The sequence below is a fragment of the Bradyrhizobium semiaridum genome (genome assembly GCF_020329505.1).
Classification (GTDB): Bacteria; Pseudomonadota; Alphaproteobacteria; order Rhizobiales; family Xanthobacteraceae; genus Bradyrhizobium; species Bradyrhizobium semiaridum.
The window spans coordinates 20,157-33,330 of the sequence record NZ_JAGKJJ010000041.1 but is presented as its reverse complement, the minus strand read 5'-3'; the positions used below and the strand labels follow the sequence as shown (position 1 = coordinate 33,330).

The following is a 13,174-nucleotide window of genomic DNA, read 5'->3' as shown; positions in this document are numbered from 1 at the left end:
CCGCGCGATAGGCTTCGTGCAGCTTGGCCTTCCAGGCGCGGAAGTCCGGCTGCTCCGGCAGTTTGCGGTTGGCGCGCAGCCGGTCGAGGATGCTGGAATCGTCGGGGTTGCTGTCAAGGAAGGCCTGGTCGAGCCCCCACAGCCGCCGGTAGGATTCGTTGTAGAAGGTGAGCCGCCGGTCGGCATCGAACACGGCGACGCCTGACGACAGCTGGTCGAGCGTGCGCCGGTGCGCCTCGACCATCCGCACGATCGCAGAGCGCAGCGCCGCCGCTTCGCTGGCGTCGATCGCGATGCCGGCGCTGCCGCCGCCGAGCTTGAGCGCCTGCACGTCGTAGATCCGCCGCTCGCCCTTGACGACGATCGGCAGGCGGGCCGCATAACTGGCGTTGTCGTTGAGCGCGCGCGCCATTTCGGTGCGCTGCTCGCTTTCGAGCAGTTCGAGATTGCGCTGCAGCGCGTCGGTGACGCTCTTGCCCTCGGTGGCGCGGACATAGGCCGCGTTGGCATAACGCAGCTGGCCCTCGAGGCTCTTGGCCCAGATCGGCCAGGGCGCGGCGGCCGCGAAGTCGCGCAGCAGCTCGGTTTCTTCCTGCAGCGTCTTGTAGCGCAGGTTGGATTCGGCGAGCTCGCGGCGCAAGCCGCCGAGCTCTCGGATCCGCACAATGGCCTGTCCGCCGATGGCGCGCCCCATCGCCTCGATGGCGCGCCCGGCCGAGGTCGAGAGGTTGAGCAGGAAGGCTTCGCCCTTGTCGCGCAGCGCGTCGACGGCGTGGTCCATCTGCAGGGCCGGCTCCGGCGGCAGCCAGGTCCCGAAGGCGAGGATGCGCTGCGGCGACGTCTCCTGCGACATCACCAGCGAGACGTCGCCCGAGATCTGCGGGCGGTTGTCGCCGGCGGCCCAGGAGATCAGCACCTGCGGTTCGACGAACAGCAGCGCGCGCAGCCGGTCGGTCTGCGCCTGCAGGTCCGAGATCTCGGCGCGCAGCCGCTCCTCGCTGCGGGTCGCGCGCAGGCGAGTGCGCATCAGAAGGATCGCGGCGACGGCGGAGAAGCCGACCAGCGCGAACGACGTCGCGAGCACCGCGACCTCCTGATGGTTGAGGCCGAAATAGTCCGACATCGCCTGGGTCAGGAACCCCTGCGCGATGTCGTCGGCGGCGAAGGCCGACGTGGCCGGCAGCAATGCGGCGGTGGCGAGTCCAATCATGCCGTCGCGCGCCAGTGAGGTGCATGACAGCAGGGTTCGACGCATCGCCGCGACTACGCCCGACATATGTTGCCCCAGACGCACAACTCCCTGGCTCACGATCCGGAAAAAGACCGGAATTCCCTCACGACTAACGCGTAGCGCTTGCGCGGGGATCGTGCCCAGGCAGGACCCAAACAGCCCGACGAAGACCCCCCGTCGTGCTCGAATCAATCCAGAATAGTCCCAAGGGGACTCGCCGAGTAAGAGTCCAGACCGTGAACGCAGAATCGGCTGTGAAAAAATGCGCACCGGCGGCGCAAAAATTTGACGCGAATTGACTCCGTATTCGTCCAGAAGGCGCCTAACGCATGATCCGGAAAAGTGCGAAGCGGTTTTCCGAAAAGATCATGCGCAAAAGAGCTAAAGCGCGATGGCGATTCAACCCAATCCCATCGCGCTTTAGCGCCCGGTAGAGCCGAAGCCACCGCTGCCGCGCGCGGTCGTGGGCAGCACGTCGACCGGAACCAGCTCGGCGCGGGTGACCGGCGCGATCACCAGCTGCGCGATGCGCTCGCCGCGCCGGATCTGGAACGCGGCCTGGCCGTGATTGATCAACAGCACATTGATCTCGCCGCGATAGTCGGCGTCGATCGTGCCGGGCGCATTCAGCACGGTGATGCCGTGCTTGGCGGCCAGCCCGGAGCGCGGCCGCACCTGCGCCTCATAGCCCGGCGGCAGCGCGATGGTCAGCCCGGTCGGAACCATCTCGTAGCGTCCCGGCAGCAACATCAGCGGCGCCGACTGCGGCACCGCGGCGAGCAGGTCGAGCCCGGCCGCATCCGTGGTCTGATAGGCTGGCAGCAAGAGATCGTCGCCGTGCGGCAGCTGGTGGACTTCGACCTTGACAATGGCGCTCACGATCCGGTTCCCACGCTTCTTGCGATCTTTGACACCAGCGCGGCCGCGACCTCTTCCTTGGTCATGACCGGCCAAGAGTCGACGGTGACCTCCTTGCCCTCGCGCGCGAGCAGGTGAACCGTATTGCGGTCGCCGCCCATCACGCCCGATGCCGGCGAGACGTCGTTGGCGACGATCCAGTCGCAGCCCTTGCGCGCGAACTTCGCCTTGGCGTTCTCGATCAGGTGCTCGGTCTCGGCGGCGAAGCCGATCACCAGCGGCGGCCGCTTCTCCTTCAGCTTCGAGATGGTGGCGAGGATGTCGGGATTTTCCACCAGTTGCAGCGGCGGCATGCCGGCCGCGGTCTTCTTCAGCTTCTGGCTGCCTTCGCTGGCGACGCGCCAGTCGGCGACCGCGGCGGCGAAGATCGCGACATCGACCGGCAGCGCCGCCTCGACCCGGTGCAGCATGTCGCGCGCGGATTCCACGCGCATTACCGCGATGCCGGCCGGATCGTCGAGCTCGACGGGGCCTGACACCAGCACGACGTCGGCGCCGGCCGCTTGCGCAGCGGCGGCAATGGCGAAACCCTGTTTGCCGGAGGAGCGGTTGGCAATGTAGCGCACCGGATCGATCGCCTCATGGGTCGGGCCGGCGGTGACCAGCACGCGCTTGCCCGCGAGCGGGTGCGGCTTGGGCGGCCGCAGCATGCGGTCGGCGGCAGCCGCGATCTCGGTCGGCTCGGCCATCCGTCCGACGCCGGCCTCGCCGGCCTCCGCCATCTCGCCGGCATTGGGGCCGACGGTATGGACGCCGTCGCGGCGCAGCTGCAGCACATTGCGGCGGGTCGCCGGGTTGTTCCACATCAGCGGGTTCATCGCCGGTGCCAGCAGGATCGGCCGGTTGGCGGCGAGCAGGATCGCGGTGGCGAGATCGTTGGCATGGCCCTGCGCCATCTTGGCCATCAGGTCGGCGGTCGCCGGCGCCACCACGATCAGGTCGCACTCCCGCGCCAGCCGGATATGGCCGGCATCGAACTCGCTCTCGGCGTCGAACAAATCGGTATAGGCCCGCTCATGCGACAGTGCGCTGGCGGCGAGCGGCGTGACGAATTGCTGGGCCGCCTTGGTCAGCACGCAGCGGACCTCGATGCGCCGCTCCTTGAGCCGCCGGATCAGGTCCAGCGCCTTGTAGGCGGCGATGCCGCCGCCGATGATCAGGGTGACGCGGGGTTCTCCGGCCGCGCTGGCGGGCCGCGGCGCAGGAGCGGTACTTGTGGCCGGGTTGGCCGGAAGGCCATCAGCGGGCTCCGCGCGGCCCTCTGCAAGCTCGCGGAGGATGACCCGGACCTCCTCCTCGACCGAGCGCCCATTCCTGGCGGAGCGCAGCCGCAGATAGGCCTTCAGCTCGTCGTCGAGTTTGCGGATGGTCAGGCTGGCCATGGCATGGCCTCCGGATGATGCTCAAAAGTGACAGCAACGCTAGCACGTTGTGCATGCATTGCAATCAGATTTGCAGATGCCGGATCGCGAACAGGATCCCGATGAAGGTGGCGGCGATGATCCACAGCGCCACCGTGCGCCAGCGGTTCTTGCGGCCCTCGCTGCGGCCGAGCGCGGCAATGGTTTCCGGTGACAGCGTAATGCCCTCGCGGCTCATCCGCTCCAGATTCTCCAGCACCGCGACCGCGCGCGAGGCGATCGCCGGCAGGCCAGCTGCCACGCGGCCGAGCTCGCCCGCGCCCGCCATGGCGCCCTGGATGCGGCCGAGCGGGCCGAGATTCTGCGCGATCCATTCGCGCACCACGGGATCGGCGATCTTCCAGATGTCGAGCTTGGGGTCGAAGCCGCGCGCCACGCCCTCGACCACCACCATGGTCTTCTGCAACAGGATCAGCTCGGGCCGCGTCTGCATGTCGAACAGGCCGGTGACCTCGAGCAGAAGAGTGAGCAGCTTGGCCATCGAGATTTCCTCGGCGGTGCGATTGTGGATCGGCTCGCCGATGGCACGGATGGCTTGCGCGAAATTCTCCACCGAGTGATGGCCCGGCACGTAGCCGGCCTCGAAATGCACCTCGGCGACGCGGCGATAATCGCGGGTGATGAAGCCGAGCAGGATTTCCGCGAGAAAGCGCCGTTCCTTGGCGCCGAGCCGGCCCATGATGCCGAAATCCACCGCGACGAGGCGGCCAGCCTCGTCGAGGAACAGATTGCCCGGATGCATGTCGGCGTGAAAGAAGCCGTCGCGCAGCGCGTGGCGCAGAAAACTCTGGATCACCTTGCGGCCGAGATCGGGCAGGTCGACCCTGGCCTCGGCGAGACGCGCATGGTCGTTCAGCGCGATGCCGTCGATCCACTCCATCGTCAGCACGTTGTGGGTAGTGCGGTCCCAGTCCACGGTCGGCACGCGGAAATCCGGATCGTCGCGCGTGTTCTCGGCCATCTCGGAGAGCGCGGCTGCCTCCAGCCGCAGGTCCATCTCCATCGCGACCGAGCGCGACATCGTGTTGATGACCTCGATCAGCCGCAGCCGCCGCGCCTCCGCGGAGTGCGCCTCGGCATTGTGCGCGACGAAGAAGAAGTCGCTGAGGTCGCGGCGGAAGCGCGAGGCGACGTTGGGCCGGAGCACCTTGACCGCGACCTGATGCCGGACGCCGTTGCGTTCGACCTCGCCGCGATGCACCTGCGCGATCGAGGCGGCGGCCACCGCCGGGCCGAGATGAACGAAGGTCTGCGACAGCGGCCGTTCCAGCGATTGCGTGATGACGGCTTCGGCTTCGGCTTGCGAGAATGGCGGCAGCCGGTCTTGCAACGCTTCGAGGTCGCGCGCCATCGCCACGCCGACCACGTCGGGGCGGGTGGCGAGGAATTGCCCGAGCTTGAGATAAGCGGGCCCGAGCCTCGTCAGCGCGCGCGACAGCCGTGCGCCGGACTTGGCGTTGCGCCGCTCGACCAGCCGCGCGATCTTAAGCGCGAGTTGCCCGGGCGGCGGCACCAGCGAGGGATCGACCACGCCGAACACACCCTCGCGCGCAAACACGAAACCGGCGCGGGCGAGGCGCGTAATGTGGGAGAGTGCGGAGATCACAAACGCCAGCCCGAATGCAGCGCCACGATGCCGCCGGAGAGGCTCTGCCACTTCACGCGGGCGAAGCCGGCGCCGCCGATCATCTCGGCAAACGCGCTCGGCCGCGGGAATTTGCGGATCGACTCGACGAGGTATTGGTAGGATTCGGCATCGCCCGTGACGGCGCGGCCGAGCGGCGGGATCACCTTGAAGGAGAACAGATCGTACAGCCGGTCGAGGCCGGGCACGTCGACGGTGGAGAACTCCAGGCACAGGAAGCGGCTGCCGGGCTTCAGCACGCGATAGGCCTCGCGCAGCGCGAGGTCGATCTGCGGCACGTTGCGGATGCCGAATGCGATGGTGTAGGCGTCGAACGAACGGTCGGCGAAAGCCAGCGTCTCGGCGTTGCCTTCGACGAACGACACCCGATCGTCGAGATGCTGCCTGGCGGCGCGCTCGCGGCCGACTGCGAGCATGTCGCCGTTGATGTCGCAGACCGTGGCGCGGAAACCGCCGCCCGCCGCCTTGGCGGCACGGAACGCGATGTCGCCGGTGCCGCCGGCGACATCGAGCAGCGCGAACGGCCGGTCGCCCTTCGGCGGATCGAGCGCCGTGATCATGATGTCCTTCCAGATCCGGTGCAGGCCCGCCGACATCAGGTCGTTCATCAGGTCGTAGCGCGACGCCACGCTGTGAAACACATCGTTCACCAGCGTCTGCTTCTCGCCCAGGGGGACGTCCCTGAAGCCGAAATGGGTGGTTTGATCCAGCCGATCCATCAGCTCATAACTCACTCACAAGTCCCGGCCAAACCATAGCGCGGCGGCCGCAATGGCGCTATCACGTCACTTCCAAAAGGTGAATGCCTCCATGCCGGAATTACCTGAAGTCGAGACCGTCCGCCGCGGCCTGCAACCGGCCATGGAAGGGGCAAAAATCGTCAAGGCCGAAGCCCGCCGCAAGGATTTGCGGTTTCCCTTTCAAAAAGACTTTATCGCCCGGCTCGAGGGCCAGACCGTCACCGGGCTCGGCCGCCGCGCCAAATATCTGATGGCGGACCTGACCTCCGGCGACGTGCTGCTGATGCATCTGGGCATGTCCGGCTCGTTCCGCGTGCATAAGGAAGACGCCGGCGCGACGCCGGGGCAATTCCATCATCCGCGCAGCGATGACCGCGCGCATGACCATGTCGTGTTCCACATGTCGTCGGGCGCGGCCGTCGTCTTCAACGATCCGCGCCGCTTCGGCTACATGAAGATCATCGCCCGTAACGCGATCGAGGATGAGCCGCTGCTGAAGGGGCTTGGCCCTGAGCCGCTCGGCAATGAGTTCGACGCCGCGATGCTGGCCCGCTCGTGCCACAACAAGAAGACCAGCCTGAAGGCGGCGCTGCTCGATCAGCGCGTGGTGGCGGGACTTGGCAACATCTATGTCTGCGAGGCGCTGTTTCGCGCGCATCTCTCGCCGCGTCGATTGGCCGCGACGCTCGCAACCAAGAAGGCGGAGCCGACCGACCACGCCAAACGGCTGGTCGACGCGATCCATGCGGTGCTGAATCAGGCGATCAAGGCCGGCGGCTCCTCGATCAGTGATCACCGATTGACGAATGGCGATCTCGGTTACTTCCAGCATTCGTTCCAGGTCTACGACCGCGAAGGCGAGACCTGCCGGAGCAGGGGCTGCGAGGGCATCGTCAAGCGCTTTGTCCAGAACGGCCGTTCGACGTTCTGGTGCCCGAAGTGCCAGAAATAGGTTCGCTGCAACAGCAATAACAACAAGGGAGATCGAACCATGGGCGGCAACTGGCGTGATCGTGCGGCGACCAGCTTCGAGTGCCAGAAGCAGACGGCATCCGGCAGCCGCGGCATGGTGGTGAGCAATCATCCGCTGGCGTCAAGCGCGGGCGCCGAGATGCTCGCGGCCGGCGGCAACGCGATCGACGCGGCGATCGCGACGCTGTTCACGCTGACCGTGGTCGAGCCGATGATGGTCGGCATCATCGGCGGCGGCATGGCGCATATCCGCCTCGCCGATGGCAGCCATCGCTTCATCGACGGCCAGAGCACGGTGCCGATGGCGGTGAAGCCGGATACCTACACCTCGAAGCCGGGCTCGGCGCATGACGTGTTCGACACCGTCGGCAACGAGAATCTGAACGGGCCGAAAGCGGTTGCCGTGCCCGGCTCGCTGAAAGCCTGGTGCGAAACGCTGCGCCGCTTCGGCACCATGAGCCTCGCCGACGTCATGCAGCCGGCGATCAAGCACGCGGCGCGCGGCTATGCGGCGACGCCTTACCTGAACGAATGCATCACCGACAGTGCTGAGGAGATGCTGAAGGACAAGCCGATCGCGGCGATCTATCTGCCCGACGGATCGCCGCTGAAGGCGGGCGAGCGCGTGGTGCAGGCGGAATATGCCGAGACGCTGAAATACATCGCCGAGCATGGCGACAACGCGCTCTACGAGGGCCCGCTCGGCGACATCCTGGTCGACTACATGAAGAACAATGGCGGCTTCATCGCGCGCGAGGACCTCACCAGCTACAGGACCGTCGAGCGCGCGCCGGTCCGCGCCGATTACCGCGGCTGGGAGATCTTGGGTCCGCCGCCGCCGGCCGCGTCCGGCGTGCATATCACGCAGATGCTCAACATCCTCGAAGGCTACGACGTCGCCGGCCTCGGCTTCGGCACAGCAGAGACGATCCACTACCTCGCCGAGGTGCTGAAGATCGCCTTCGCCGATCGCGAGGCAGCGAGCGGTGACCCCGCCTACATCAACGTGCCGGTGGAGCGGCTGACCTCGAAGGCCTATGCCGAGGAACGCCGCCGCGCGATCCAGCCTGATCGTGCGCAGGCCTGGGGCGCCGGCGTCAGCCCGCTCGAAAGCGCGCACACCACGCACATGACCGCGGCCGATGCGTTTGGCAACGTGGTCGCGACCACGCAGACCATCAACAATCTGTTCGGCGCAAAGATCCTGATCCCGGGCCTCGGCACCGTGCCGAACAACTACATGAACCTGTTCGATCCGCGGCCGGGGCATGCGCTGTCGCTGGCGGCGGGCAAGCGCGTCACCACCTCGATGTCGCCGATGATGGCGCTGCGCGACGGCAAGCTCACTTACGCGCTCGGCCTGCCCGGCGGCAAACGCATCTTCCCGAGCGCGATGCAGGCGCTGATCAATCTGATCGATCACGGCATGAGCCTGCAGGAGGCGGTCGAAGCGCCGCGGGTCTGGACCGAAGGCAACGCGCTCGAGGTCGAGCAGGCGGTGCCGGAAGCCGTCCGCGCCGCGCTCGCTGCGAAGGGTCACAAGGTGCAGGTGGTGTCGACAGTCGCCGGCGGCATGAATGCGATCCAGTTTCATGGAGATGGCACGATGTCCGGCGCCGCCTGCTGGCGCGCCGACGGCACGCCGGTGGGGATTGCGGGCGGTCTCGCGCGCGCGGGCGTTAGGTTCGCGTTGAGGTGACGAGCTTCATAGCCTGGATGAAGCGAAGCGAAATCCGGGGCCGGTCGTACCACCGCTAGAGCAGCCCCGGATTACGCTTCGCTCCATCCGGGCTACGGATTTCTCACTTCCTCACGCAGATCACGCGGACGACGGCGGCCTTGGCGTCGGCCGATCCGCCCGATGCGTTGACGCCGTGGGCTTTGAGGAACTCGCGCACCGTATCTGCCGGCACCAGCGCGGCCTGTGCCGGCGGCGTCGTACCCGCGGGTCCTGCGACCAGCACCGGCCTCAGCACCGCGATGCCGGCGAACTTGCCGTCGCCGTCGAGCGCCGCCGCGCCGGAGAAGCCGAGCGCAGGGGGCGGCGACAGCGCCGCATCGCCTCCGCCGCCGAGCTGCGCAACTGAAGCCTTCACGCTGCTCGCGGCCGCGCTGCCGCCCTGGTTCTGCGGATCGGCGATGCCGGTGATGTCGAGCGCGGTCTGCGTCGCATTGCCCGCGATGTTGAGCGGCTTCAGCCCGCGCGCGCCATAGATGCGCAGCAGCGCGAGATCGTGCTCCTTGTCCTCGGCGACGCGGTCGGCATTGCCGTAGCCCGGAATGGTCAGCGCGATGCACTGTTCGGTGGCGACGCGATCGGTGACGATCGCACCGTCATCGCTGACCACGACGCCGGTGCCGTACTCGACGGTCTTGCGCGGCGGCGGACCGGCCAGCACGCCGGATGGGAATGCGGTGAACGCGCTCGACATCGCGATCACCACCGGCTCGACGGTGTTTTGAACCGCCTGGTCGTAAAGGATGGTGAGGATGCGGACCTCGTCGCCCTTGAAGGTGCCGCGGAGGTAGAACTTCTTCTGTCCCTGCATGCCCGACAGCACGAAGAAGTCCGGCTTCACCACGGTGTAGTCGACGCTGCGGCCGGCCGGCTCCTTCTTTTCCTGCTCGGCGAGTTTTGCTGTCGCCGGGTTGGCCTCCTTGCGCCGCGTCAGCAGCACCTGCACCGTTCCGGTCGGTGACGTCCATTTCGCGCCCGAAGCATCGCTGGTGAGCTGCGGCACCAGCTTGGTCGGGATGCCGACGCGCGCGCCGGTGGCGGGCTCGGTGACGATCTTCCAGCCGACATTGTCCTGCCGCTTGCGCGCGGTGTCGGCGAGCGCGCCGCGCTCCTGCGGGTTCAGCACGCCGGTCGGCTTGCCGCCGCGCTTCTTCTGGAATTCCTTGATCGCATTGACCATGCGCTCGCTGACATCGCCCGATATCGCGCCGTTATATTCGCCGACCCAGGCGAGGTCGGACTGCAGCGCCAGCCGCTCGGCTTGCGTCATCGCATTTGCGGTATCTTCCGGCTTCTGCACCGCAGGGCGGACCGGCACGGTAGTCACGGTCTTTGGCTTGATTCCGGACGCAGGCGGGGTCGTCTGGGCCTGCGCAGCACCCATCGCCGCGACCATCAATGTTGCCGAAAGCACCGATCTCATGACAAATCCGTTCGAGATGACTGAAACCATTGACGTCCACGCAATGAAGCACATCTGCTTGGTCGACACCAATCGCGCCCGGGTTCACGGATTGGCGCGCCGGAATTGAAGATGCTGACTGCTGACGAACTCGAACGCTACGCCCGCCACATCGTGCTGCGCGAGGTCGGCGGCCCCGGCCAGAACGCGCTGAAGCAGGCTGCGGTGCTGGTGATCGGCGCCGGCGGTCTCGGCGCGCCGGTGCTGATGTATCTGGCCGCCGCCGGCGTCGGCCGGCTCGGCGTGGTCGATGACGATATCGTGTCGCTGTCCAATCTGCAGCGCCAGATCATCCATGCGACGCCCGATATCGGCAAGCGCAAGGTCGACAGCGCCGCGGCGCAGATCCGTGCGCTCAATCCGCATGTGACATTCGAGGCGCATGCCCTGCGGCTCGATGCGAACAACGCGCTGGCGCTGATCGCGAACTACGATCTCGTGCTCGATGGCTCCGATAATTTCGAGACCCGCTACCTGGTCTCGGATGCCTGCTTCCTCGCCGGCAAGCCGCTGATCACGGCGGCGCTCGGCCAGTTCGACGGCTCGCTGACCACGATCCGTGCGCATGAGAAGAACGCGGCCGGCGAATTCAATCCGACCTATCGCTGTCTGTTTCCGGAAGCGCCGCCGCCCGGCACGGTGCCGGCCTGCGCCGAGGCCGGTGTGATGGGCGCGCTCGCCGGCGTGCTGGGATCGATGATGGCGCTGGAGGCGATCCGCGAGATCGTCGGCTTCGGCGAGGGCCTGGTCGGCCGCCTCCTGATGGTGGATGCACGCGCGATGCGGTTCGAGACGCTGCGCTACGCGCGCGATCCGCAGAACCCGCTCAACGGTGATGCGCCCGGCATCACCGACCTGAGCGGGCATCTCTGACTTTACGAAGCCTTCGCCCGCTTTTCGCTGTCCATGTGGCGGAGGTGTTCCTCCGGATAGCGTCCGCCCGCGGCGGCGCCGGGCGGAAACGCTTCGGCCAGCGCGGCGAGATGCGCGTCGGTCAGCCTCACATCGAGCGCGCCGAGCGCCTCGGTCAGCCGCTCGCGCCGCCGTGCGCCGACCAGCGGCACGATGTCGTTGCCCTGGGCGGCGACCCAGGCGATCGCCACCTGCGCCGGTGAGGCGCCGACGTCCGCTGCGATGACGCGCAGCCGATCGGCAAGGGCGAGGTTGGCATCGATATTGCCGGCCTGGAAGCGCCGGCTGAGCGAGCGGAAGTCTTTTGGATTGGCGCGGTCCTTCGACCAGTGCCCGCTGATCAGGCCGCGCGCCAGCACGCCATAGGCGGTGATTCCGATGCCGAGCTCGCGGCAGGTCTTCAGGATGTCGGTCTCGATGCCGCGCGAGATCAGCGAGTATTCGATCTGCAAATCGGCGATCGGATGCACCGCATGGGCGCGGCGGATGGTGTCGGAGCCGACTTCGGAGAGGCCGATATGCTTGATCCAGCCGGCCTTGATCATGTCGGCCATCGCGCCGACCGTGTCCTCGATCGGCACATTGGGATCGAGCCGCGCCGGGCGGTAGATGTCGATATGGTCGACGCCGAGCCGCTGCAGCGAGTAGGCGGCGAAATTCTTCACCGCGGCCGGCCGGCTGTCATAGCCGAGGAAGCCGTAATTGCGGTCGCGCAAGGCGCCGAACTTGACGCTGATCTGGATGGTGTCGCGGCTGCGGCCCTTGAGCGCCTCGCCGATCAGCATCTCGTTGTGGCCCATGCCATAGAAATCGCCGGTGTCGATCAGCGTGATGCCGGCATCGAGCGCGGCATGGATGGTGGCGATGCTCTCGCTGCGGTCGGCGGGACCGTAGAAGTCGGACATGCCCATGGCGCCGAGGCCGATCAGCGAGACCGTGGGACCGGTGGAACCGAGTTTGCGTGTGTCCATGATGGTGCTTCCCTCGAACGTCGCGGCGGATGATCCGCCGCCCGAATGACGCGGCTGATATGCGTCCGCCGGCGCGGGCCGATAAGCTGGACAATGGCGAATGGCTTGTTCACTATATCGAACAATGCAGGATTTCGATCTTCGTGACCTCGACGCCTTCGTGGCGGTGGCGCGCACGCGCAATTTCCGGCGTGCCGCGCTGGAGCAGCGCGTCTCGGTATCGAGCCTCAGCCAGCGCCTGCGCGACATGGAGGAGCGGCTCGGCGTCCGCCTGATGAACCGCACCACCCGCAGCGTCGCGCTCACCGAGGCCGGCGAACTGCTGCTCGCCCGCGTCGGCCCCGCGATGTCAGATGTCGGCGATGCGCTCAACCAGGTGCGCGGCCTGCGCGCGGTGCCGTCGGGACGGCTGCGCATCAACGCGCCGCCGCCGGCGGTGGACCTCGCGCTGGCGCCGATGGTCGGGCCGTTCCTGGCAAAATATCCGCAGGTCGATCTGGAGATCGTCGCCGACAGCGGCTTCGTCGATATTGTCGCGCAGGGCTTTGACGCCGGCGTGCGCTATGGCGAGCATCTGGCGCAGGACATGATCGCGGTGCCGCTCGGCGCCCCGCAGCGCTACGCGGTGGTGGCCTCGCGGGATTATGTCGCCAAACACGGCCGGCCGATGCATCCCAAGGACCTGCTGAAGCACGCCTGCATCCGCACCCGTTTCAGCAGTGGCGTGATGTTCGATTGGGAGTTCGAGAAGAACGGCCGCCTGGTCAAGGTCTCGCCGCCCGCGAAGCTGGTCGCCACCTATCTCGGCCTCGCGCTGCGCGCGGTCCATGACGGCGTCGGCTACTGGGCGACCTTCGAGGGCTATGTCCGCTATGGCGTCAAATCCGGCGCGCTGGTCAGTGTACTCGACGACTGGTGCCCGCCGTTCGACGGCCCGTTCCTGTATTATCCGGGCCGTCGCCAGCCGCCGCCCGCGCTCGCCGCTTTCGTGGCGTTCGTCGCCGACTGGCGCAAGCAGGCGCGCAGCAAGACGAAAGCAACATAGCGTTACGCCATCGTCCCGGCGAAGGCCGGGACCCCTTACCCCAAATGATCCTTGCTGCGCTACGCTGGAGCCGCAGTTCGTTTTGGCAACGCGCCCTGTGGTTATCGGTCCCCGCCTGC

At 67.1% G+C, this 13,174-nt stretch carries 11 protein-coding genes; 4 read left to right on the top strand and 7 right to left on the bottom strand.

The genetic code is table 11. The annotated features are described in order from the left end of the window. The 5 genes from J6500_RS29350 to ubiE form a co-directional block, all read right to left on the bottom strand. Positions 1-1,276 (bottom strand): PAS-domain containing protein (locus tag J6500_RS29350; RefSeq protein ID WP_225716189.1); only part of this gene is annotated, 1,276 nt, incomplete at its 3' end. A gap of 375 nt (positions 1,277-1,651) precedes the next feature. Next, complete coding sequence (gene dut / locus J6500_RS29345) at positions 1,652-2,110, bottom strand: dUTP diphosphatase (protein WP_225716188.1); 459 nt, start codon at positions 2,108-2,110, stop codon at positions 1,652-1,654. Beyond that, positions 2,107-3,531, bottom strand: a complete 1,425-nt coding sequence (coaBC, locus tag J6500_RS29340; RefSeq protein WP_225716187.1) for a bifunctional phosphopantothenoylcysteine decarboxylase/phosphopantothenate--cysteine ligase CoaBC — start codon at positions 3,529-3,531, stop codon at positions 2,107-2,109. Before coaBC ends, dut begins: the two co-directional genes overlap by 4 nt. A gap of 64 nt (positions 3,532-3,595) precedes the next feature. Next, positions 3,596-5,176 carry a 2-polyprenylphenol 6-hydroxylase gene (gene ubiB / locus J6500_RS29335; protein ID WP_225716186.1) on the bottom strand — a complete coding sequence of 527 codons (1,581 nt, stop codon included), beginning with the start codon at positions 5,174-5,176 and terminating at the stop codon, positions 3,596-3,598. Further along, entirely contained in the window at positions 5,173-5,934 is a 762-nt protein-coding gene (gene ubiE, locus J6500_RS29330; protein ID WP_225716193.1) for a bifunctional demethylmenaquinone methyltransferase/2-methoxy-6-polyprenyl-1,4-benzoquinol methylase UbiE, read from the bottom strand. Before ubiE ends, ubiB begins: the two co-directional genes overlap by 4 nt. A gap of 91 nt (positions 5,935-6,025) precedes the next feature. Between ubiE and mutM the strand changes: the two genes are divergently transcribed. Both mutM and ggt read left to right on the top strand, forming a co-directional pair. Continuing rightward, the gene (gene mutM / locus J6500_RS29325) at positions 6,026-6,907 is read left to right on the top strand and encodes a bifunctional DNA-formamidopyrimidine glycosylase/DNA-(apurinic or apyrimidinic site) lyase (protein ID WP_225716185.1); all 882 of its coding nucleotides are present in this window, start codon (positions 6,026-6,028) and stop codon (positions 6,905-6,907) included. Between the two features lie 39 nt (positions 6,908-6,946). Further along, positions 6,947-8,626 (top strand): gamma-glutamyltransferase, encoded by a 1,680-nt coding sequence (gene ggt, locus J6500_RS29320; RefSeq protein ID WP_225716184.1) that lies wholly within the window; start codon positions 6,947-6,949, stop codon positions 8,624-8,626. 103 nt (positions 8,627-8,729) lie between these two features. Here ggt and J6500_RS29315 read toward each other — a convergent pair whose 3' ends face one another. Then, a complete protein-coding gene (locus J6500_RS29315) occupies positions 8,730-10,088 on the bottom strand; it encodes a serine protease (protein ID WP_225716183.1) in 1,359 nt (452 codons plus the stop codon). Positions 10,089-10,199: 111 nt separating this feature from the next. Between J6500_RS29315 and J6500_RS29310 the strand changes: the two genes are divergently transcribed. Continuing rightward, complete coding sequence (locus tag J6500_RS29310; RefSeq protein ID WP_225716182.1) at positions 10,200-11,000, top strand: HesA/MoeB/ThiF family protein; 801 nt, start codon at positions 10,200-10,202, stop codon at positions 10,998-11,000. 2 nt (positions 11,001-11,002) lie between these two features. Here J6500_RS29310 and J6500_RS29305 read toward each other — a convergent pair whose 3' ends face one another. Continuing rightward, positions 11,003-12,010, bottom strand: coding sequence for an aldo/keto reductase (locus J6500_RS29305; protein WP_225716181.1), 1,008 nt, complete (start codon positions 12,008-12,010; stop codon positions 11,003-11,005). A gap of 124 nt (positions 12,011-12,134) precedes the next feature. Between J6500_RS29305 and J6500_RS29300 the strand changes: the two genes are divergently transcribed. Next, positions 12,135-13,055, top strand: coding sequence for a LysR family transcriptional regulator (locus tag J6500_RS29300; RefSeq protein WP_225716180.1), 921 nt, complete (start codon positions 12,135-12,137; stop codon positions 13,053-13,055). The last annotated feature ends 119 nt before the right edge of the window (positions 13,056-13,174 follow it).

Coding starts and splice junctions, on each gene's coding strand:
- J6500_RS29300 (WP_225716180.1), top strand. CDS start 12,135: ATGCAGGATTTCGATCTTCGTGACCTCGACGCCTTCGTGGCGGTGGCG.
- ubiE (WP_225716193.1), bottom strand. CDS start 5,934: ATGGATCGGCTGGATCAAACCACCCATTTCGGCTTCAGGGACGTCCCC.
- coaBC (WP_225716187.1), bottom strand. CDS start 3,531: ATGGCCAGCCTGACCATCCGCAAACTCGACGACGAGCTGAAGGCCTAT.
- J6500_RS29305 (WP_225716181.1), bottom strand. CDS start 12,010: ATGGACACACGCAAACTCGGTTCCACCGGTCCCACGGTCTCGCTGATC.
- mutM (WP_225716185.1), top strand. CDS start 6,026: ATGCCGGAATTACCTGAAGTCGAGACCGTCCGCCGCGGCCTGCAACCG.
- J6500_RS29310 (WP_225716182.1), top strand. CDS start 10,200: ATGCTGACTGCTGACGAACTCGAACGCTACGCCCGCCACATCGTGCTG.
- J6500_RS29315 (WP_225716183.1), bottom strand. CDS start 10,088: ATGAGATCGGTGCTTTCGGCAACATTGATGGTCGCGGCGATGGGTGCT.
- ggt (WP_225716184.1), top strand. CDS start 6,947: ATGGGCGGCAACTGGCGTGATCGTGCGGCGACCAGCTTCGAGTGCCAG.